The sequence below is a fragment of the Janthinobacterium sp. RA13 genome (assembly GCF_000745325.1).
Lineage (GTDB): Bacteria > Pseudomonadota > Gammaproteobacteria > Burkholderiales > Burkholderiaceae_D > Janthinobacterium > Janthinobacterium rivuli.
Genome location: NZ_JQNP01000001.1, coordinates 3,795,592 through 3,816,887, shown reverse-complemented (window position 1 = coordinate 3,816,887; position 21,296 = coordinate 3,795,592). Strand labels below are relative to the sequence as shown.

Annotated in this window: 19 protein-coding genes; 9 read left to right on the top strand and 10 right to left on the bottom strand. The window is 61.2% G+C overall.

Annotation, left to right across the window (positions count from 1 at the left end):
• The first annotated feature begins 31 nt into the window (after positions 1–31).
• The 3 genes from FG13_RS30475 to FG13_RS29555 all read left to right on the top strand — a co-directional run bounded on the left by FG13_RS30475 (position 32) and on the right by FG13_RS29555 (position 4,094).
• Positions 32–193 carry a hypothetical protein gene (locus FG13_RS30475; protein ID WP_161784184.1) on the top strand — a complete coding sequence of 54 codons (162 nt, stop codon included), beginning with the start codon at positions 32–34 and terminating at the stop codon, positions 191–193.
• A 533-nt stretch (positions 194–726) separates the two neighbouring features.
• Entirely contained in the window at positions 727–1,881 is a 1,155-nt protein-coding gene (locus FG13_RS16960; RefSeq protein WP_035822766.1) for an AAA family ATPase, read from the top strand.
• Positions 1,878–4,094: a S8 family peptidase gene (locus tag FG13_RS29555; RefSeq protein WP_081922616.1), complete on the top strand. Its 2,217-nt coding sequence runs from the start codon at positions 1,878–1,880 to the stop codon at positions 4,092–4,094. Before FG13_RS16960 ends, FG13_RS29555 begins: the two co-directional genes overlap by 4 nt.
• Before the next feature lie 107 nt (positions 4,095–4,201).
• Here FG13_RS29555 and nagZ read toward each other — a convergent pair whose 3' ends face one another.
• From nagZ to FG13_RS16940, 4 genes are all read right to left on the bottom strand, one after another.
• The gene (gene nagZ, locus FG13_RS16955; protein ID WP_035822764.1) at positions 4,202–5,743 is read right to left on the bottom strand and encodes a beta-N-acetylhexosaminidase; all 1,542 of its coding nucleotides are present in this window, start codon (positions 5,741–5,743) and stop codon (positions 4,202–4,204) included.
• Positions 5,744–5,923: 180 nt separating this feature from the next.
• Positions 5,924–7,534 carry an FMN-binding glutamate synthase family protein gene (locus FG13_RS16950; protein WP_035822763.1) on the bottom strand — a complete coding sequence of 537 codons (1,611 nt, stop codon included), beginning with the start codon at positions 7,532–7,534 and terminating at the stop codon, positions 5,924–5,926.
• 101 nt (positions 7,535–7,635) lie between these two features.
• A complete protein-coding gene (locus FG13_RS16945) occupies positions 7,636–8,646 on the bottom strand; it encodes a M48 family metallopeptidase (RefSeq protein WP_035822761.1) in 1,011 nt (336 codons plus the stop codon).
• A 3-nt stretch (positions 8,647–8,649) separates the two neighbouring features.
• The gene (locus FG13_RS16940) at positions 8,650–9,702 is read right to left on the bottom strand and encodes a YjgN family protein (protein ID WP_235211753.1); all 1,053 of its coding nucleotides are present in this window, start codon (positions 9,700–9,702) and stop codon (positions 8,650–8,652) included.
• Between the two features lie 177 nt (positions 9,703–9,879).
• Between FG13_RS16940 and FG13_RS16935 the strand changes: the two genes are divergently transcribed.
• The 3 genes from FG13_RS16935 (at position 9,880) to FG13_RS16925 (ending at position 11,848) form a co-directional block, all read left to right on the top strand.
• The gene (locus FG13_RS16935) at positions 9,880–10,551 is read left to right on the top strand and encodes a glutathione S-transferase (RefSeq protein WP_035822759.1); all 672 of its coding nucleotides are present in this window, start codon (positions 9,880–9,882) and stop codon (positions 10,549–10,551) included.
• A 71-nt stretch (positions 10,552–10,622) separates the two neighbouring features.
• Entirely contained in the window at positions 10,623–11,396 is a 774-nt protein-coding gene (locus tag FG13_RS16930) for a 5'-3' exonuclease (RefSeq protein WP_035822757.1), read from the top strand.
• Between the two features lie 41 nt (positions 11,397–11,437).
• Entirely contained in the window at positions 11,438–11,848 is a 411-nt protein-coding gene (locus tag FG13_RS16925) for a response regulator (RefSeq protein ID WP_035828354.1), read from the top strand.
• Here the strand turns inward: FG13_RS16925 and mnmA are convergent.
• The gene (gene mnmA, locus FG13_RS16920; protein ID WP_035822755.1) at positions 11,845–12,966 is read right to left on the bottom strand and encodes a tRNA 2-thiouridine(34) synthase MnmA; all 1,122 of its coding nucleotides are present in this window, start codon (positions 12,964–12,966) and stop codon (positions 11,845–11,847) included. The two genes, FG13_RS16925 and mnmA, sit on opposite strands and share 4 nt — an antisense overlap.
• A 41-nt stretch (positions 12,967–13,007) precedes the next feature.
• Positions 13,008–13,487: an NUDIX hydrolase gene (locus FG13_RS16915; protein ID WP_034745637.1), complete on the bottom strand. Its 480-nt coding sequence runs from the start codon at positions 13,485–13,487 to the stop codon at positions 13,008–13,010.
• 412 nt (positions 13,488–13,899) lie between these two features.
• Here FG13_RS16915 and FG13_RS16910 point away from each other — a divergent pair, with 412 nt between their 5' ends.
• Genes FG13_RS16910 through FG13_RS16900 form a run of 3 tightly spaced genes read left to right on the top strand, consistent with a single transcriptional unit; the run spans position 13,900 to position 16,814 of the window.
• Complete coding sequence (locus FG13_RS16910) at positions 13,900–15,012, top strand: Re/Si-specific NAD(P)(+) transhydrogenase subunit alpha (RefSeq protein WP_035822752.1); 1,113 nt, start codon at positions 13,900–13,902, stop codon at positions 15,010–15,012.
• A gap of 24 nt (positions 15,013–15,036) precedes the next feature.
• Positions 15,037–15,351, top strand: a complete 315-nt coding sequence (locus FG13_RS16905; RefSeq protein WP_035822749.1) for an NAD(P) transhydrogenase subunit alpha — start codon at positions 15,037–15,039, stop codon at positions 15,349–15,351.
• Between the two features lie 8 nt (positions 15,352–15,359).
• On the top strand, positions 15,360–16,814 hold the full coding sequence (locus FG13_RS16900; protein ID WP_035822747.1) for an NAD(P)(+) transhydrogenase (Re/Si-specific) subunit beta: 1,455 nt from the start codon (positions 15,360–15,362) through the stop codon (positions 16,812–16,814).
• Positions 16,815–16,859: 45 nt separating this feature from the next.
• Here the strand turns inward: FG13_RS16900 and FG13_RS16895 are convergent, their stop codons facing one another.
• From FG13_RS16895 to murU, 4 genes are all read right to left on the bottom strand, one after another.
• A complete protein-coding gene (locus tag FG13_RS16895; RefSeq protein WP_081922615.1) occupies positions 16,860–17,813 on the bottom strand; it encodes a GGDEF domain-containing protein in 954 nt (317 codons plus the stop codon).
• Between the two features lie 115 nt (positions 17,814–17,928).
• Positions 17,929–19,071, bottom strand: coding sequence for a UbiH/UbiF/VisC/COQ6 family ubiquinone biosynthesis hydroxylase (locus FG13_RS16890; protein ID WP_035822743.1), 1,143 nt, complete (start codon positions 19,069–19,071; stop codon positions 17,929–17,931).
• 9 nt (positions 19,072–19,080) lie between these two features.
• Positions 19,081–20,403: a Xaa-Pro aminopeptidase gene (gene pepP / locus FG13_RS16885; protein ID WP_035828352.1), complete on the bottom strand. Its 1,323-nt coding sequence runs from the start codon at positions 20,401–20,403 to the stop codon at positions 19,081–19,083.
• A complete protein-coding gene (murU, locus tag FG13_RS16880; protein WP_035822740.1) occupies positions 20,403–21,122 on the bottom strand; it encodes an N-acetylmuramate alpha-1-phosphate uridylyltransferase MurU in 720 nt (239 codons plus the stop codon). Before murU ends, pepP begins: the two co-directional genes overlap by 1 nt.
• Positions 21,123–21,296: the final 174 nt, after the last annotated feature.

The following is a 21,296-nucleotide window of genomic DNA, read 5'->3' as shown; positions in this document are numbered from 1 at the left end:
CACTGGGCTTTCCGCATGGCAAGGAGTGGCAATGGCGATACTGTTGATCTTCATGTTTTTGTTTGCGGTCGCCACCTGGCTGCTGGCCAGCCGGCGCGGCCGCCACGGGGGACTCTGGTTCGGCATCGGCCTGTTCCTCGGGCCGTTTGCCCTGCTGGCGGTGGCGGCGCTGCCGCCCGTGCCGGCGCGCTGACCCAGTATTGTCAAAACCCGCAGATGCGGGTTTTTTTACGCCTGCGCGCCCGTGTGGCGCAGCCGGTACTGGCGCGGCGAGCATTTCTGATTTAGATCACACAGAACTAACCTAACGCCAAATACCTCTACCGAGCTGATGCTTTGTGCCCATGACTTCCTAAGCGTTTTGCGCTGGCCTCCCGATCATGCGTGACACTTCCACTCTACGTTGAGTCACGCGCTTCTTTTGCTATCGCATTTTGTCTTGGGGTATGTTTTTTTACATATCGAAGTATGTCTGTAGTGCAGTGGGTTGCGCTCGCGTCTAAGGTCGCAGCATCCAAGTCACCAAAAGTGCAAACAGCCAATAGTCCCGGCCGCAGACAAATTATTACATGGTTCAGTGTGTGGGCGGCGAGGAGGTCGGGGCTTCCTGGTATCCATGTACAAACACTGTATATCTATACACGTACTCTAAAAAAGGTGTACAATTTCACTTAGTCCACCGTGAAAACAAATTTTTCATTTTAAAAACAAAGACTTAGAAATTAAATGGAAGAATTAGATACAATAAAATCAGATTTAGCCCAGATGGTTAGGCTGTCGCTATCAGAGCAACCTGATGATGTACGCCTATATGTCGCGCGATTGGTGCGAAAGTACCGTATCACTGAACCTCGACTGGCTGAGCAACTAGATTTATTTCTGAGAAACAAGCCAACACGAACCAATGCGCCATTGCGTCGTGCGCCCGTGCTACCAAAGAGTACACAGCACGAGTTGCCTATTGATGATGAATCTCAACTAACACTACTTCGCGTATTCAATGATCCTCGGGATTTCCCTGCTCCATTGTTTTCCGAAGATTTGAGCGCGTCCTTAAATCAGTTGTTGGAGGAGCGTCGTCAAACTGACCGGTTATTGGCGGCTGGGCTGCTGCCATCAAGATCGGCAATTTTCGTTGGTCCCCCAGGCGTGGGTAAGTCTTTGACTGCAAGATGGATTGCGGCTCAGCTAGGATTGCCACTTTACATCTTGGACCTCACTGCAGTGATGAGTAGTATGTTGGGTAAGAGTGGTGTCAACCTACGCGCTGCGCTCGATTTTGCAAAGCGAGTTCCCTGTGTCCTTTTCCTTGATGAGATCGATTCGATTGCCAAACGCCGCAGTGATGAGGCGGATGTTGGTGAACTAAAAAGGTTGGTTAATGTAATTTTGCAAGAAGTCGATAATTGGCCGGCAACCGGCTTGCTTGTCGCAGCGACTAATCATCCTGAATTAATTGATCCGGCACTGTGGCGGCGATTCGACCTTGAAATCAAGTTTGAGCTGCCTGATGATGTTGCTATCAAAGAATCAATACGGCGTTTCTTGGGCAATGATTATGCGTTGCTGGTCAAGTGGGTGGATGTACTGACCTATGCATTTAAGGGGTTGTCGGTTAGCGATATTGAGCGCGCAATTCAAAAGTTCCGCCGTTCGCTAGCATTAGGAACAGCGTCGGATGCAGATATTATTGAAGAATTTATTCGCAGCAGAACCCAAATGCTTGCACACTCTGCCCGTATCGAATTGTCCGTCTTGCTTGCAAAAATTGGAATGTTGTCTCAGCATGCGGTCTCGGATCTGACTGGAGTCAGCCGCGACACCATTCGTAAGTATTCCAACGAATCGAAACCAACGAGAGAGGGGCGTAAGAAAGCATGAATAAACCGAACTTCCTGATTGGACGCGGTGAACTACTGGTGCGTGATATCAAGGGACCTAAGCGCTTTGGCGACAAGGCTGAGGTTTATCCGTATTCCTATGCGATTGAGCGACTCCAGCCACAGTTGAAAAGCGCCTCTCAAGCACTGGACAATCTACCTGCAGAGGCCTGCCCACTTGACTTTGGCGTTGCATTGCTGACGCTCAATCCTGCATATATCGCACGCTCGTATTTCCCCGTCGCGTTGTTGCGTGCTGTGGGTTTGGAATCGATCGGCAGCCGGGCAGTAAAGATTACTCCCGAAGCTTGGACGAAGAAAGGGGTGCCTACCGAATCGAGCACGACTCAATTGTTCATTGCGGGCAAACGCAGCGTATTTCGTAGTTTGCCTGAATGGATCAGCCATACTGAGCAGGAGTCCGACGAGGCACTCGATATTGCACATATTGAAGAGTTTAAGGTGTTCTCACCAGAAGCCAGAGTGCGTGACTATGGTAGTAAAAAAGAACGTTTTTTTGAGATCGGACTTCATCTTCTTCAGAGCGATAGCTCGACATTCATTCAGCGAGCTTTTGTAAAATACGCTACGGAGCTTGATGTAAAATTGCATGACGATTTATCCTTTCGTGCTGGTAGTCTATGGTTTGTTCCGGCAGAAGGTAGTCGCCGAAGCGTTGAATTGTTAGCTCAGTTTACGTTCGTGCGCATCATTAGGCCAATGCCGAAACTTCGCGGCATACGGCCGATCACCCGCACATCAAACATCTCAATTACCTGTCAACTACCTACTGCCCAGCCGTTGTCTTCCGAGCCGAGAGTGGCGATTCTAGATGGTGGCCTACCATCGCAGCACCCTATTTCGCCTTGGGTAAAGGCTTATCATCGTCTAGATCCCAAGGCAGATGATGACATGGAGGCAAACGAGCACGGTTTGGCTGTGACGTCGGCGTTCTTGTTTGGTCCCCTTCCGCCTAATGGTATAGCTGAACGGCCTTACTCATACGTTGATAATATCCGCGTCCTTGACGACGATTCGCACACGGAAGATAGCCTTGAGATGTACCGGACGCTTGGATTTGTTGAGCAGGTGCTACTGTCGCGCCAGTATGAGTTCATTAATTTGAGCTTGGGTCCAGATCTGCCGATCGAGGATTCCGATGTTCACGCCTGGACAGCCGTCATTGACGATCTGCTTGGGGACGGTGACACTTTCATGACCATCGCAGTGGGTAATAATGGTGAGCATGACCGAGAATCGGGGAACGCACGTGTACAAGTTCCGTCGGATTGCGTTAATGGTGTTGCTGTTGGGGCTGCTGATAGCACCAATGCACAATGGGCACGAGCGGCCTACAGCGCAATCGGACCTGGTCGCAGTCCTGGTGTGATGAAGCCGGATCTTCTGGCTTTCGGTGGAGAGTCGTCGGAGTATTTTCATGTGCTGACACCATCCAATCGAATTCGTATGTCACCACAAATGGGTACAAGCTTATCAGGGCCAAATCTTTTGCGATCTGCCGTGGGCATGCGGGCGATCTTGGGGACGGATTTATCACCTCTCACTCTCAAAGCGCTTCTGATCCACGGTGCTGATCAAGCTGGACATGACAAGTGTGAGGTTGGCTGGGGAAAAATTCCAGAGGATCTGATGACGTTGATTACATGTCCAGATGGCGTCGCCCGTATTATCTATCAGGGCGAGCTCAAACCAGGAAAGTACCTGCGTGCACCGCTCCCCCTACCGCAAGGTGGTCTCACGGGAAATATCTCATTGAGTGCCACATTTTGCTACGCTTGCCCGATCGACCCGCAGGATGCGTCGGCTTATACGCGCGCCGGACTTGATGTTGTATTTCGTCCGAATTCTGCCAAAGTGAAAGCAGGTGCCGCAAATGCGAACACCGTGGGCTTTTTTGATATGAAGCAATTTGCTACCGAGGATGAACGCCGTTCTGATATGGGGAAATGGGAAACCGTACTTCATGGAAAAAAGAGTATGCGCGGCACATCGTTGAGTGATCCTGTATTCGACGTTCATTACAATGCTCGTGAAGGAGGCGGAAAAGCAAGTAATGCTGAAAAAATTCGCTATGCATTAATTATCACGATTCAGGCACCGAAGCATGCTGATATTTATAATGACATTTTGCATGCTTACACAAATATTCTGACGCCAATCCAACCTCAGATTTCTCTACCAATTCGTGTGTAATTCAATTGGAGCCGTAATAGTTATTAAGTGAAAGCCCTTCTCTGAAGGGCTTTTCAATTTGTTGTTGCCACTTATTCTTACGCGTCTTTTTTGTCAGGTGTCATGGATCAAGCTTTACCGGCCAGTTTGTCGACCACCGGCACCAGCGCTGCCGGGCGGCAGCCGAAGGCGGCCAGGCGGCCTTGCGCGTTGGGCGCCAGGTCCAGGTCATACGGCAAACGGCCCGCCACCAGCCACAGTGTATCCTGCGGCAGGGCTTCGACGAGGCGGCGCTGGCCATCGACGAACATGGCGTTATACGTTTGCAGCACGATCTGCCGCGCGCCTTGCGCAAAGGCGATGGCCTCGTTAACTTCGTCGTCCAGCGCTTCGGCCGACAAGGCGTACTCGCGCACGTCCAGGCCCGCTTCGAGCAGCGCCGGCAGCATCGAGCTGCGCGCCTCCTTGTTGCGGCCCAGCGCCACTTCGTCGATTTCGCTGCGCGAACGCACTTCCACCGTCAGCAGGGTCACGGGCAGGCTGGCGTCGAGCGGGCGGTAGTCGCCCTGCACGCGCAAGGCGGCTTTTTGCAGCAGCTGCGACAGGGCCATGGCGGCTGGCTGCATCAGCGCCGGCGGCGTGACGGGACGTTCGCGCCAGTCGCGCACGGCGCGGTTGCGCTTGAGTTCAGCCACGCGCGCGCAAGCGGCGTCGATGCGGTCGATGGCGATGTCGCCGCGCTCCACGGCCGCGATGACGGCGTCGATGGCGGCCGTCTGCTGCGCTTCGCGGTGCGAAATGAGGACGATGTCGGCGCCCGCCTGCAAGGTGGCGATGGCGCCCTGGGCGATGCCGATGCCGTCGGCAATCGCCGCCATTTCCAGGCAGTCGGTGATGACCACGCCCTGATATTTCAACTCGCCGCGCAGCAGGTCCGTCAGCACGCCTTTCGACAGGGTCGCCGGCACCTTGGTATCGGCCTCGAAAGCGGGGAAGACCACGTGCGCCGTCATGATGGCGTCGACGCCGCCGGCAATGGCCGCGCGGAACGGCGCCAGTTCCACGGCGTGCAGGCGATCCTTGCCGTGCGGGACCAGGGCCATGGCGTAATGCGTGTCGGTGGCCGTGTCGCCGTGGCCGGGGAAATGCTTGGCGGTGACGGCCATGCCGCTGGCGCGCTGGCCGCGCATGGCCGCCATGCCGTAGGCGATGACGGTGGCGGCATCCTCGCCATACGCGCGCACGCCGATGACGGGGTTGTTGCGGTTGTTGTTCACATCGAGCACGGGCGCGAGCAGCAGGTTGATGCCCAGCTGGCGCATTTCATCGCCGCTGATCTGGTTCATGCGTTCGCAGTCGTCGATGGAGCCGGCAGCCTGGAAGGCCATCGCGGCGGGAATTGGCGTCACGCCCTGCTCGATGCGCATCACCATGCCGCCTTCCTGGTCGATGGAGATCAGCAGCGGAATGTCGGACACTTCCGCGTTGATCTCCTGCAGTTCGCGGCACAGGGCGGACACTTGCGCGGGCGTGTGCACGTTGCGGCGGAACAGGATCACGCCGCCCACCTTTTTTTCGCGTATCAAGGTCTTGATATGCTCGTCCGCCTGCAGGGCGTCGAAGCCCACCATGAATAGCTGTCCTACTTTCTCGCGCAAACCCTGCTCCATGCTGCAACTCCTCCGGTATGTATTTTGACGACGGCATACGTATTCTGGCACCGTGGTGGCGCATCGTGGCGGTCACCGGAAAGCTGCCTTGGTTTTGTACTCGTTTTGGTATTGTATTGGATTTGGGTTTTTGCGCAAGTGGTTATTAAGTGGTATTGCTCCACTTGCGTAGTGCCGGCATCAATCGAGGCGCTGGAACGAAGCCGCTTGCGCCTTGGGCCAGTACAGGCCGAACACGGGCGGCAGTTGCGGCAGCTGGCTCGGGTCGAGCAGCTGGCCCGCTTCCAGGAAGGGCAGCAGGGCCGACGCCAGTTTCACCTGATTCGGCGAGATGCGGCGCACCAGGTGATGCGGACGCAGTTCCTGCGGGTGCGCCAGGCCGGCGGCGGCGATCAGTTCGGCCAGCGCCTTCATGGTGTTTTGATGGAAGTGCGCCACGCGGGCGATCTTGTCGGATACCACCAGCGCGCGCTGGCGTTGCGGGTCTTGCGTGGCCACGCCCGTCGGGCAGCGGTCCGTGTGGCAGCTTTGCGACTGGATGCAGCCCAGCGCGAACATGAAGCCGCGCGCCGAATTGCACCAGTCGGCGCCCAGCGCCAGCAGGCGGGCGATGTCGAAGGCCGTGATGATCTTGCCCGAGCAGCCGATCTTGATCTTCGCGCGCAGGTTGGCGCCCACCAACGTGTTATGCACGAGCACCAGCGCTTCCTGCAGCGGCGTGCCCACGTGGTCCGTGAATTCCAGGGGCGCGGCGCCCGTGCCCCCTTCGCTGCCGTCGACGACGATGAAGTCGGGCGTGATGCCCGTTTCCAGCATGGCTTTCACGATGGCGAAAAATTCCCACGGGTGGCCGATGGCCAGCTTGAAGCCCGTCGGCTTGCCGCCGGAGAGCGTGCGCAGGCGGTCGATAAAGTGCAGCATTTCCAGTGGCGTGGAAAAGGCGCTGTGCGCGGCCGGCGAGACGCAATCCTCGCCCACCATCACGCCGCGCGTGGTGGCGATCTCGATCGTCACTTTCGGGCCGGGCAGCACGCCGCCGTGGCCGGGTTTCGCGCCCTGCGACATTTTCAGCTCGATCATTTTCACTTGCTCGGAGCTGGCGTTGGCGATGAAGCGCTCTTCCGAAAACGTGCCGTCCTGGTTGCGGCAGCCGAAGTAGCCGGAGCCGATTTCCCACACCAGGTCGCCGCCGTTTTCACGGTGATAGGGGCTGATGCTGCCTTCGCCCGTATCGTGCATGAAGCCGCCGCTGCGCGCGCCGCCGTTCAGGGCCAGGATGGCGTTGGCCGACAGGGCGCCAAAGCTCATCGCCGAGATATTGAAGACGCTGGCCGAATACGGCTTTTCACGCGGGCAGTCCGGATGGTTGCCGATCTCGATGCGGAAGTCGTGGCCCGTCACCTTGGCGGGCGCGATGGAATGGTTGATCCATTCATAGCCCGCTGCATACACGTCGAGCTGGGTGCCGAACGGACGCTTGTCCGTCTGCTCCTTGGCGCGCTGGTAGACGATGCTGCGCTGGCTGCGCGAGAACGGCGTCGCCTCGCTGTCGCTTTCCAGGAAATACTGGCGGATTTCGGGGCGGATGCTCTCGAAGAAAAAACGGAAATGCGCGAGGATGGGGTAGTTGCGGCGCAGGGCGCGCTTCGTTTGCAGCAGGTCGCTGATGCCGACCAGGGTCAGCGCACCGGCCAGCACGGGCAGCCAGTAATGATCGTAGTAAAACAGGGACAGGACAAAGATGGCTGCCGTCGCAATGAAGGTCAGGTAGCGAAATGGTACTAGGTGCATGGGCACTCCGGTGAAGTCAGACTGATACTGCTGAGTCTACCTTCGAATCGCGGAACGTGCTGGTGGGAAAGAACGCGGCGCCCCGTGGACGCCGCGCGGGATTAGCGCTGTGCGGCGCGGATACGCTCGACCCGTTCAGTGCTGGCCGGATGGCTCGACAGGTAGGGCGTGCCCTGGTCCAGCTTGCCCAGGGCGACAAACACTTGCGCCAGGTGTTCCAGCGGGATGCCGTTCTGGCGCAGCATGGCGATGGCGTAGTCGTCCGCGTCGCGTTCGACGTCGCGCGAATACTTCAAGTCCAGCAGCAGCGGCGGCAGGGTCGCCACCACCGTCGACACGTCGCCGAACAGCAGCGCGGCGCCGGCGCCGACGGCCGAAGTCTGGATGATGCGCCGCGTCAGGTGGCGCTGCTGTAAATGCCCCAGCTCATGCGCCAGCACGCCCATGATGGCCAGGTCGTCCGGCAGCAGTTCGATCATTTCATCGGTCAGCACGATGTCGCCGGACGGCAGGGCGAACGCGTTCGGACCGATCTTGCTCTTGCGGAAAACGATGCGGTGCTGGGGCGTGCCGTCGCCGGGCGTGGCCAGGCGCGCGAACTGGGCGCGCAAGGCTTGCTGGCGCGCGTCAGCAAGCTTGCTCGCCTCAAATACGTGCTGGTCGAGGAAATCGAGCACGCCCTGGCCCAGCTGGCGCTCGACGGACTGGGGAATCGCATACGCGACCCCTTTCGCCACCACGGGCAGCAGGTACTGATAGCTGAGCCATAGGGCCAGCACCGTGGCGACCGTGGCCAGCAGGGCGCCGCGCCAGCTTTGCTGCAGCCGCACCACCCAGCCGTCGCGGTGGCCCGTGGCGTGCAGCAGGCTGTTGAAGGCCGCCTGGTCGGCGATCTCCAGGTAGGCGCCGTCGGGGAAGCTGACCTTGCGCACGGCGTGGCTGCTGCGTTCGGACACGTGCAGCTCGCCCAGCGGGCAGCTGCGCGCGATATCGCCGGCCAGCACGGCGACTCCATCGCGCACGCTGAGCGTCACGTGGTACAGGCGCGAACTCTGGCCGTCGAAATAGCGGGCGGCCAGCGCGGCGTGGTCTTCTTGCGTGTCGGCGTGCATTGCTTACATCGACAGGTCGAAGTCCAGCAGGTCGGCCATGCCTTCGCCCGTGGCCGACACTTGCTGGCCCGTGGCGGCGACAAACTCATCCAGGCTGCCGTGCACCAGCATCGACGTCGCTTCCAGGCGGTACTTCAGCCAGCGCACATGGGCGAATGGCGCGAACAGGCCCAGTGTGACGACGACGCCCAGCAGGTTGGTCAGCATGATGAAGGTGGTACGGCCCCAGGTCAGCTGCGACTGGAACTGGTGCTGCTGCAAGCGCGTATGGTTCCAGATCAGGTTCTGGATCATGGTCATGAACAGCGGCAGCACGGTGAACGCCCACAGGTACAAGGCGCCGATGGCAAACAGCAGGCTGCCAACCTTGGCCTTGTCATTCATATTGGCCGCAAACGAGGTGAACACGCTGCCGAAGACGACGAAAATCAGGACCAGCAGGCCGCCCAGCAGCAGCGCGAAGAACAGCAGATAGGTCTTGTAGAAGCTGCCGACCGTGGCGTCAAAGCTGAAATGGGTGGCGCCGAAACGGCTTTGCGTGTGCTGAAAGCGCTTCAGGCGCTGGTGCAGGAATGGCGTCATCAAGCCCAGGGTGAAGGTATTGAGGATGGGCAACCACAGGAAATACTTGTAGGCTTCCCGGGCGCTGCCGCCGAAACCGAAGCGGATGCCCCGGTAGCTGGTGTTGTACAGCTTGAACTGCAGGCTTTTCCATATCAGCCAGGGCAAAATGGCGGCCAGCAGCACGAACATCAGCAGGCCCACGATGGGCGAAACCTTCAGGGCGATGTTGTAGCCGCCGATCAGCACGACGGCCGCGATGCGGCCCTTCAGGATGGCCACGGCATTGCCATGGTATTCGAAGCTGCTGCCAGCCAGGTGGGTGCTCGAATAGAAATAGCGGTTGCGGCGCACCTTGGCCCAGGCGGAGTAAATGCCCAGGGTGACGATGCTCAGCAGCAGGTTGACGATCCAGATGCGGAAGTATTCGCTGCCGGTGGCGCTGAAGGTGATGGCTTCGCGCTGGGTGTTCGGGGTGTTGGTGTCGATATCCACGCCAGGAATCCTTGCAGTTGAAAAAGAATTAAGATGCATGATTGTCAATAAGTTGTCAAGAAAAATATTGTTCAGGCGTAATACATTTTCGCATGAATGGGCGAATTGATGCCGCGCGCGTCCTGTGCGCGGTGTCCGGCTATACTGGAACTCAACCATCGTTTACCGGAAATCGCCATGATCGTCGTCCACCATCTGAACAATTCGCGCTCGCAGCGCGTGCTCTGGCTGCTTGAAGAGCTGGGCCTCGACTACGAGGTCAAGCGCTACCAGCGCGACCCGAAAACCATGCTGGCGCCCGCTTCCTTGAAAGCCGTGCATCCGCTGGGCAAGTCGCCCGTGATCACCGATGGCGCCAACACCATCGCCGAATCGGGCGCCATCATCGAGTACCTGGTCGAGCGCTACGGCAATGGCCGTTTGATCCCGGCGGCTGGCACGCCGGACAAGCTGCGCTGGACTTACTGGCTGCATTTCGCGGAAGGCTCGGCCATGCCGCCGCTGCTGATGAAGCTGGTGTTCGACAAGGTCGAATCGTCGCCGATGCCGTTTTTCGTCAAGCCGATCGCACGCGGCATCGCTAGCAAGGTCAAGAGCAGCTTCATCCTGCCCAATATCACCAGCCAGCTGGCCTACATGGAAGCGGAGCTGGAGAACAGCAAATGGTTTGCCGGCAATGAATTCACGGCGGCCGACATCCAGATGAGTTTTCCGCTGGAAGCGGCCGCCATGCGCGGCGGACTCGACGAGCGCCTGCCGAAGCTGACGGCGTTCCTGCAGCGCATTCATGCGCGGCCGGCCTACCAGCGCGCGCTCGAACGTGGCGGGCCCTACGATTTCGCCAAATAAGCGGCATTCAGGCCCGATGTGCGGGGAACCATACGGTAAAATGCCCGATTCAACCAGTATCCACTTACCGCATGGCCAGACTCCTCGCTATCGACGGCTTGAATATCGTACGCCGCGTCTACGAAGCCAGTCCTGAACCCGATTCCGACCTGAAGGCGGAGATCGCGCTGCGCCATGCGCTGTCGTCATTCCGCACCCTCATCAACGACCACGAGCCGACGCATATCCTGCCGGCCTTCGATTTCGGTGGCCCGACCTGGCGCCACGCCCTGTATGCCGGTTACCGCGAGGGGCGCCAGCCCATGCCGCAGGTGCTGCGCGACGCCTTGCCCGGCTTTTACGACACCCTGGCCAGCTTCGGCATGCACGTGGTCAGCATTCCCGAGGTCGAGGCCGACGACGTGATCGGCACGGCCGTCATGCGCTGGCTGCACGAGGGGCGCGGCGCGGCCGTCATCGCCACCACCGACAAGGACTTGCATGGCTTGATCGCGCACGGCGCGCTCGTCTGGGATCACTTCAAGGGCATCTGGCACGACCACGCCTGGGTCGAGAAAAAGTTCGGCGTGCCGCCGGAACTACTGCCCGACCTGCTGGCGCTGATGGGCGACGTCACCGACAGCATCCCCGGCGTGTCGAAGATCGGCCTGAAAACGGGCGCGAAACTGTTGCGCGCCTACGGCAATATCGACGCCGTGATGGCCGGCGCGGGCATTTTGCCCGGTGCGCTGGGCGAAAGCCTGCGAAAAGAGCGGGAAATACTGTATCTTTCAAGAAAGTTAGTGGAACTCAAGACCGACGTAACCTTGGGTGTCACCTGGAACAAGCTGGCGTGGGAAAAGTAGAGCGCCAGGCAAGAACAATCAAGCAAGGGAAGTAAATCATGATGTTAAAGACAGTCCTGATCGATAGCAGCGCCGTGGCGCGCGGCCTGCTGAACACGGTCCTGACCGATGGCGGCTACGATGTCTGCGGGCAGACGCATACGAGCGCGCTGGGGCTGGCGCTGCTGGTCAAGCACCACCCGCATTTCGTGTGCATCGCGCGCGAGCAGGTGGAAGATGGGACGAATGTGGTGCAAACCATCCGCGCCCAGTATCCGAAGACGCTCATTTTCATGGTCTCGGGCGGCATCGATGCCGCCTCGCTGCAGGCCGCCCACGCCATGGGCGTGTCGGGCTTCATCGTGAAACCGTTCATGGCCGACACGGTGCTGAAAACCGTGCGCAATACGGTGATTGCCATGGTGCGCAAGCAGCAGCAGGCCTTGGCTGCCGCCGCGCAAGGCAATAGTTAGACGCCTTCCAGGCCGCTCGCGCTGGCGATAATGCCGCCGCCGAGGCACACGTCGCCGTCGTACAGCACGGCCGACTGGCCTGGCGTGACGGCCCATTGCGCCTGGTCGAAGGCCAGGCTGAAGTGTTCATTCCCGTCCGGCAGCAGCTGGCAAGCCACGTCGGCCTGGCGGTAGCGCGTCTTGGCGCTCAATGCACCTGCTTGCGGCGCCACGCCGGCAACCCAGCTGGCCTGGTCGGCCGTCAAGGCCGGCGACAGCAGCCACGGATGGTCATGGCCCTGCACCACCCACAGGGTATTGTTGGCGATATCCTTGCGCGCCACATACCAGGCGTCGCTGCTGCCGTCCGCATTCTGGTACGACTTCACGCCGCCGATGCCGATGCCCTTGCGCTGGCCCAGGGTATAAAAACTCAGCCCCACGTGTTCGCCCACGGTCTTGCCGTCGGCCGTTTTCATTGGGCCCGGCTTGTACGACAGGTAGCGGTTCAAAAATTCGCGGAACGGGCGTTCGCCGATAAAACAGATGCCCGTGGAATCCTTCTTTTGCGCGTTCGGCAGGGCCAGTTTCTCGGCGATCTGGCGCACTTGCGTCTTCGGGATTTCACCGAGCGGGAACAAAGTCTTGGACAACTGCGCCTGGTTCAATCGGTGCAGGAAGTAGCTTTGGTCCTTGCTGGCGTCGACGGCTTTCAGCAGTTCATAGCGGCCCGCATCTAGAGGCGCCTGGCGCACGCGCGCATAGTGGCCGGTGGCGATCAGGTCGGCGCCCAGGGTCATGGCGTGGTCGAGGAAGGCCTTGAACTTGATTTCGGCGTTGCACAGCACGTCCGGGTTCGGCGTGCGGCCGGCCTGGTATTCGCGCAAGAAATCGGCGAACACGCGGTCCTTGTATTCGGAGGCGAAATTGACGGCTTCGATATCGACGCCGATGACGTCGGCCACGCTGGCCGCGTCGATCCAGTCCTGGCGCGTGGAGCAGTATTCCGAATCGTCGTCATCTTCCCAGTTTTTCATGAACAGGCCGATGACTTCATAGCCTTGTTCCTTCAGCATCCATGCCGCGACCGAGGAATCGACCCCGCCCGACATGCCGATAACGACTTTCTTCTTGCTCATCTTGCTTTCCAGTTACTTTAATAATATGGCAATGCGTATTGCTATGCGCTATTGAAAACGGACGCATGCGTGTGCAGCAGGGCCAGCGGCGCGCGCCGGCCGGCCAGGTATTCGTCCACGCACTGCAGCACCAGCGGGCTGCGGTGGCGTTCCTGGCACGCGGCCAGTTCGTCGCGCGTCATCCACAGGGTGCGGATGATGCCTTCGTCCAGCGGGCGGTCATGCTCGGCGCCGGCCGTGCCGCAAAAGGTGAAGCGCAAATAGGTCACGTCCTCGCCCGTGCGCAGTGACTGATAGCGCGACATGTACATGCCGACCAGTGCCGTGGGGATGAAATCGTAGGCCGCTTCTTCCAGCGTTTCGCGGATCACCGCCTGTTCCAGCGACTCGAACGGGTCGAGGTGACCGGCCGGTTGATTGATCTTGATGCCTTCGCTGGTCTCTTCTTCAATCAGTAAAAACAGGCCGTCGCGCTCGACGATGGCGGCAACGGTGACAGAGGGTTTCCAGATTCTCGGCATGATTCCATCCTTGAAAGAGCCGACATTTTATCTTGTTCTGCGCGCGCGGTTTGAACCCGGCCTTCTGTTGCGCGGACATATTGATAAATGACAACGTTTTAGCAAATAGCGGTGGGAGGTACTTACGTCTTTCCCGGGGAGCGCACTAGCATGGGGGCTTAGGCGGCAAGATGGCAGGAAACGCCCGCTAATATAGGCTTTACCGGTGGTCAAAACAAGCGCGCACACGTGCTCGACTGTGGTGAGATTGACACACCTTTCCCACAATACGGGCGCCATACCGCATGGCGGAACGAGGATTGGTATTACGGGTAAATTAGTGTCGTACGACTAAAAGTTGCTGGTTCACAAACGTTTAACGCGCTGCTTTCCGTGTTAGATTCTAGTCAGTTTATCAATTAGCGGAGGCATCATGAGGATAGGCATACCGGCCGAAACACGGCCTGGTGAAACGCGGGTGGCGGCTACGCCCGAGACAGTCAAGAAGCTGGCAGCCAAGCATCAGATCGTCGTGCAGTCGGGAGCGGGCTTGCAAGCATCGATTCCCGACGACGCGTATGCCGCCGCCGGCGCGCAGATCGGCACCGCCCAGGAAGCCTATGGCTGCGCCATCGTGCTCAAGGTGCGCGCGCCCGATGCCGAAGAACGGGCCCTGATGGCCAGCGGCACGGTGCTGATCGGCATGCTCAACCCGTTTGACGCGGACAATATCGCCGCCATGGCCACGGCCGGGCTGTCCGCCTTCGCGCTGGAAGCCGTGCCGCGCATCACGCGCGCGCAGTCGATGGACGTGCTGTCGTCGCAGGCGAACATCGCCGGCTACAAGGCCGTGCTGGTGGCCGCGAATACCTATCAGCGCTTCATGCCGATGCTGATGACGGCGGCCGGCACCGTCAAGGCGGCCCGCGTGCTGATCATGGGCGTGGGCGTGGCAGGTTTGCAGGCGATCGCCACGGCCAAGCGCCTGGGCGCCGTCATCGAGGCGTCCGACGTGCGCCCACCCGTCAAGGAACAGGTGGAGTCGCTGGGCGCCAAGTTCCTCGACGTGCCTTTCCTCACCGATGAAGAAAAGGAAATCGCCAAGGGCTCGGGCGGCTATGCGCGCGCCATGCCGGCCGACTGGATGCGCCGCCAGGCTGAACTCGTTCACGAACGGGCGAAACTGGCCGACATCATCATCACCACCGCGCTGATTCCCGGCCGCGCCGCGCCCGTGCTCATTTCCGAAGAAACGGTGAAAGCCATGAAGCCCGGTTCCGTCATCGTCGACCTGGCCGTGGAGCAGGGCGGCAACTGCCCCTTGTCCGAACTGGGCAAGACGGTGGTCAAGCACGGCGTGTACATCGTGGGCGAACCGAACCTGGCGACCCTGGTGGCGGCCGATGCCTCGGCCCTGTATGCGCGCAATGTGCTGGACTTTTTAAAGCTCATCATCGACAAGGACGATCAATTGCTGATCGACCGCGAGGATGAAATCATCAAGGCCAGCCTGGTTTGCGCGGGCAATGACATCCTCAGAAAATAACGCGGCGCCGGAGAGAACAACATCATGGAAATCAGTCACACCATCACCAACCTGATCATCTTCGTGCTGGCCATTTATGTCGGCTACCACGTCGTCTGGACCGTCACGCCGGCGCTGCATACGCCGCTGATGGCCGTCACCAATGCCATTTCCGCCATCATCATCGTCGGCGCCATGCTGGCGGCTGGCCTGACGCAAGGCCCGCTGGCGCAGGCGGCCGGCACCCTGGCCGTGGCGCTGGCCGCCGTCAACGTGTTCGGCGGCTTCCTCGTCACGCAGCGCATGCTCGAGATGTTCCGTAAAAAAGAACCGAAAGCCAAGCAAGGAGCAAAAGAATGAGTCACGCCATGAGCTTCGTCACCATGAACCTGGTGACGATGATGTACCTGATCGCCTCGGTGTGCTTCATCCAGGCCTTGAAAGGCCTGTCGTCGCCCTCGACGGCGCGCCGCGGCAATGCCTTCGGCATGAGCGGCATGGCCATTGCCGCCGTCACCACCGTGGCGCTGATCCTGAAACTGAAGGAGCAGCAAACGGGCGGCATGGGCCTGACCCTCGTCATCATCGGCATCGTCACGGGCGGCGCCATCGGCGCCTACCTGGCGAAAACCGTGGAAATGACGAAGATGCCGGAACTGGTGGCGGCCATGCACTCGCTGATCGGCCTGGCGGCCGTGTGCATCGCCGTGGCGGCCGTGTCGGAACCGTGGGCCTTCAATATCGCCAAGCACGGCGAGGCGCTGCCCATCGGAAACCGCTTCGAGCTGTTCATCGGCACCTTTGTCGGCGCCATCACGTTCTCCGGTTCCGTGATCGCCTTCGGCAAGCTGTCGGGCAAATACAAGTTCCGCCTGTTCCAGGGCGCGCCCGTAAGTTTCAAGGGCCAGCACATGCTCAACCTCGTGCTGGCGCTGGTGATGATCGCGCTGGGCCTGGTGTTCTGCTTCGCCGACGGCGTCGAGCCGGCCTGGACGCCGTTCATCGTCATGACCGTCATCGCCTTTGCGCTGGGCGTGCTGATCATCATCCCCATCGGCGGCGCCGACATGCCGGTGGTGGTGTCGATGCTCAACAGTTATTCGGGCTGGGCCGCGGCCGGCATCGGTTTTTCGCTGAATAACTCGATGCTGATCATCGCCGGTTCGCTCGTGGGATCCTCGGGCGCGATCCTGTCGTACATCATGTGCAAGGCCATGAACCGTTCGTTCTTCAACGTCATCCTCGGCGGCTTCGGCGGCGATGCGCCGGCCGCTGGCGCGGCGGGTGCGCAGGAACAGCGTCCCGTGAAATCGGGTTCGGCCGACGACGCCGCCTTCATCATGGGCAATGCGGAAACCGTCATCATCGTGCCCGGCTACGGCCTGGCCGTGGCGCGCGCGCAGCACTCGCTGAAGGAACTGGTGGAAAAGCTCACGCACAAGGGCATCACCGTCAAGTACGCGATCCACCCCGTGGCGGGGCGCATGCCGGGCCACATGAACGTGCTGCTGGCCGAGGCGGAAGTGCCGTACGACCAGGTTTTCGAGATGGAAGACATCAATGGCGAATTCGGCCAGACGGATGTGGTGCTGGTGCTGGGCGCGAATGACGTCGTCAATCCGGCGGCGAAAGACCCGAAATCGCCGATCGCCGGCATGCCGATTCTGGAAGCCTATAAGGCCAAGAGCATCATCGTCAACAAGCGTTCGATGGCGTCCGGCTATGCGGGCCTGGACAACGACCTGTTCTACCAGCCGAACACGATGATGGTGTTTGGCGATGCCAAGAAGGTGATCGAGGATATGGTCAAGGCAATCGAGTAAGGTCGCTCGATGCAAGACGAGCGGCCCGCCTTGTGCGGGCCGTTTTTATTGGCTGGCTGCTGCCGCGACGACCTGGTTGCGTCCCTGGTGCTTGGCGACATACAGGGCCTTGTCGGCATCCGACATGGCCGCGTCCAGGCTGGCGCCCTGCACCAGCGGCGCCACGCCGATGCTGATGGTGACGTGCAGCGCGCCGCCGTCGGGCAGCACGGTGACGGCCGCTGCCACGGCGGCGCGGATGCGTTCGGCCACCTGGTGCGCCTGCTGCAGGCTGGCGTCGGGGAAGAGCAGGCCGAATTCCTCGCCGCCGAGGCGCGCCGCCACGTCGGTGATGCGTCCCGTGTCGCGCAGCGCCTGCGACACCGTGCGCAGCACGGCGTCGCCCACGGCATGGCCATAGCGATCGTTGATCTTCTTGAAATGGTCGAGATCGGCCACGCCCACGCTCAGGGCGGCGCCGCTGCGCGCCGCGCGCGCCATCGCCTGCTCGGCTTGCGCTTCATAGGCGCGCCGGTTCGGCAGCGACGTCAGCGCATCGTGCAGCGCCTGCTGTTCCAGCTGCGCCAGCAGGCTGGCGTTCTTTGCCGCCAGTTCGCGCCGTTCGCGCACGTCGAGCAAAAAGGCGCCGAAATAGCGCATGCCGTCGACCACGCCCAGGTCCATCGCCTTCATTTCGATGGGGATCATCTGCGTGTCGCGGTGGCGGATGGCGAATTCGCGTATCTTGCCCAGCACGCTGGAGGTGCGCGAGCTGCGGATGTAGTTGATCACGTGGTTGTCGTGCTGCGCGCCGACGGCGTCGGGCAGCAGGCCGTTCAGGGTCTGGCCCAGCAATTCTCCGCTGGCATAGCCGGACAATGCCTGCATGGCGCCATTGATATAGCGGATGCGGCACTGCTCGTCGATGATGATGACGGCGTCGAGGGCGTCTTCCAGCAGGCGGGAAAACAGCACTTCGGGAAGAGCGGCAGGCGGTGCTGCGGGCAATGCATCTGTCATGGAACGGTCGCCAGAAACCAGGTGACAGCCATTGTCGCATCCGCGGGCCGTTTACTCCATGCCGGATATGTTCCCTGTTTCTTTTTTGCCCCAGCTCTTTCCTTATTGCTAAGCCTTAGCGGCGGCCGTACATCATCAGCCCAGCCAATGCCTTGCGTGCAGGGGGAAATGCGTCCAGCAGGCCCAGCGACAGGCCCAGCAAGCCCTGTGTGGGAGCGCTGCCCGTGAAGATGCGCGCCATGGTGTCGGTGACGCGCACGGTCAGCCCCCGGTCGGCCTGGCGCAGGCTGGCGTAGCGTTCCAGCCCGGCCGGGCTGCCGTCCTGCGCCAGCACGCGGGCCAGCACGGCGGCGTCGCGCAAGCCCAGGTTCAAGCCCTGTCCCGCCACCGGGTGCAGGGTTTGCGCCGCATTGCCGATGGCGACCGTGCGCGGCGTGCCGCCCCCTTGGGCGTTCAGGCCCAATGGATAGGCCAGGCGCGCCGTCGTATGCGTAAAGCGTCCCAGGCGGCTGCCGAAGGCGGCGCCCAGGCGCGCCAGGAAGGCCGCGTCGTCCAGGGCCAGCAATTGTTCGGCGCGCGTGGGCGGCACGCACCACACCAGCGCGTAGCCATCGTCCTGAGGCAGCAGGGCCAGCGGGCCTTCGTCGGTGAAGCGTTCATACGCGCGGTGGGCGATGGGGCTACTTGTGCGCACATGGGCGATGATGGCGCTCTGGCCATAATCGCGGCTGACGGCGCGTTCCTGCTGCTGGCCGAACAGGCCGCCCTCGGCTTGCACCAGCAGGCTGGCGCGCAAGCTCGAGGCGGCGCCCGCCTGCTCGATCTGCACTGTGACCCCGTCGGCATCCTCGGCACTGCCCGTCACCAGGGCCGGGCGCAGGCTGGCCACGCCCAGGCGCTCGCACACGTCGGCCAGCGCGCTGACGACGGCGCCGTAACGGGCGACATAGCCGAGCGCTTCGACGCCATGCTCGCCGCGGTCCATCAGGCTGCGCCCGAACTGGCCGCGGCGCGAAACGTGAATCTGGTGGATCTGCGTCGCCTCCACAGGCCAGGCGCCCGCTTCCTCGAGAATCTGGCGGCTGCCGTGCGACAGGGCGATGGTGCGCGGGTCGCGCCTGGCTTGTTCGATGGATTTGGCGTCGAGCAGGACGATGCCGGCGGCGCGGCCGCCGCGCTGCACCAGCAGGGCGGCCAGCGCCATGCCGACGGGGCCGGCGCCGCAGATGGCGAGATCGAAAGTGGACGGTGTATGCATGCGGCGGCGTTAATCCTGTGACATCAGTTGTTCGATTTCAGCGACGCTCTTGGGCGCCGAACTGAAGACTTCATGGCCTTGCGGCGTGACCAGCACATCGTCTTCGATGCGGATGCCCGTATGCCAGAACTGCTCCGGCACGCCCGCGCCCGGGCGCACATAGATGCCCGGCTCCACCGTCAGCACCATGCCCGGTGCCAAAGCGCGCCACGGCTTGCCGGGGGTATCCGTGTCGCGGTAGGCGCCCACGTCGTGCACGTCCATGCCCAGCCAGTGGCTGGTGCCGTGCATGTAGAAGGGCATATACGCCTTGTCGGCGATGACGTCCTGCACGCCGCCGCTTTTCTGCCGGTCCAGCAAACCGAGGTCCAGCATGCCCTGCGCCAGCACCTGCACGGTCGCCTCGTGGATGGCGCTGTGCGGCAAGCCGGGACGCAGCATGTCCAGCGACGCCTGCTGCGCCGCCAGCACCAGTTCATACAGCGCCCGCTGCGGGCCGCTGAAACGGCCGTTGACGGGCCAGGTGCGCGTGATGTCGGAGGCATAGCCATCGAGTTCGCAGCCGGCGTCGATCAGTACCAGTTCGCCGTCTTGTAAGAGCGCGTTGTTGGCGCTGTAATGCAGGATGCAGGCGTTGCCGCCGCCGGCCACGATGGAGGAGTACGCGGGGAATTGCGCGCCGCTGCGGCGAAATTCGTACAGCAGCTCCGCTTCCAGCGCGTATTCGTGCATGCCGGGCCGCGTGGCGCGCATGGCGCGCACGTGGGCGGCGCTGGAAATGGCGGCCGCGCGGCGCATCAGGCCCTGTTCTTCCGTGTCTTTCAGCAGGCGCATGGCGTCGAGCATGTCATTGACGTCATGCGCGATGGCGGGCGCCGTGACGCCGCTGCGGGCCTTTTGCCGCACGTTGTGCCGCCAGACTTTTACTTGCGCATCGAGGCTGCCGCCCAGCGCATAGTAAATGGCGGGGCAGTCGGCCAGCAGGCGCGTCATTTCCACGTCGAGTTCCTCGATGGGGAAGGCGCTGTCAAAACCGAAGCTGGCACGGGCTGCCTCGGGGCCGTGGCGGAAACCGTCCCAGATTTCGCGCTCCGTGTTCTTGGCGCGGCAAAACAGGATGGCGCGCGCGGGCGCCGTGGCGCTGGCGGCCACGAGGGCCACGGCGCTGTCGGGTTCCGTAAAGCCGCTCAGGTAATAGAAATAGCTGTCGTGGCGATACGGATAATCGCAATCGCTGTTGCGCGGCACCTCGGGCGCCGTGGCAATGACAGCCACGCTGCCCGGCAGCATCTGCGACAGCAGCGCCGCGCGCCGGGCCGCGTAGTTGGCCATCATGCGGCGGGCGCCTTGGCTGTCACGCCATTGAGCGCGTCGAGCTGTGCCGGCGTACCCACATTCGTCCACTCGCCGGGATAGACTTCACCGCCCACGCGGCCCTGGTCCGCATACCGGCGCAACAAATCGCCGAGCTTGGCGTGGCTGCCGGGCGCGATGCCGTCGAACATTTCAGGGCGGTACACGCCGATGTTGGCGAAGGTCCACTTGGTGTCGTCCGTATTGTTGATCGCGAACAAGGTCAGACCGAAGTCGCCCTGTGGGTGGAAGTCGGGATTGGGCACCAGGTAAGTCCAGGCGATGTCGCGCTGGTCGGCCGGATACGGCGTGCCCAGCACGTCCTTGTCGGCCAGCACGTCGAGTACCTGCTTGAAGTCGAAATACGGGCAATAGATGTCGCCGGAAATGGCGAGAAAGGGTTCATCGCCCAGCAGGTGGCGCGCCTGGGCGATGCCGCCTGCCGTTTCCAGCGGCGTGGTCTCGGGCGAATACGCGATGCGCGCGCCGTACGCGCTGCCGTCGCCCAGGGTTTCCTCGATCAGATGGCCTAGGTGCGAATGGTTGATGACGATGTCGGTGATGCCGGCGCGCACCAGGTTCAGCACATGCCAGACGATCAGCGGACGGCCGCGCACTTTCAGCAGCGGTTTGGGACAGGTATCGGTAAGCGGACGCATCCGTTCACCGCGGCCTGCGGCAAAGATCATGGCTTTCATGGTGAGACTCGTTTTCTGTTTCGTTCGGTAAAGGTTGCGTGGCGTGAGCCGTACAATAAGTTAATTCTGCAGTAGCGACACCTGGCAAAACCGTAGCGAGCGGCAGTGATTTGTGGCCGAGAAGCGCAACCGTACTCTAGTACGGTGAGCATCGCCGGCCGCAAAGCGCGACGC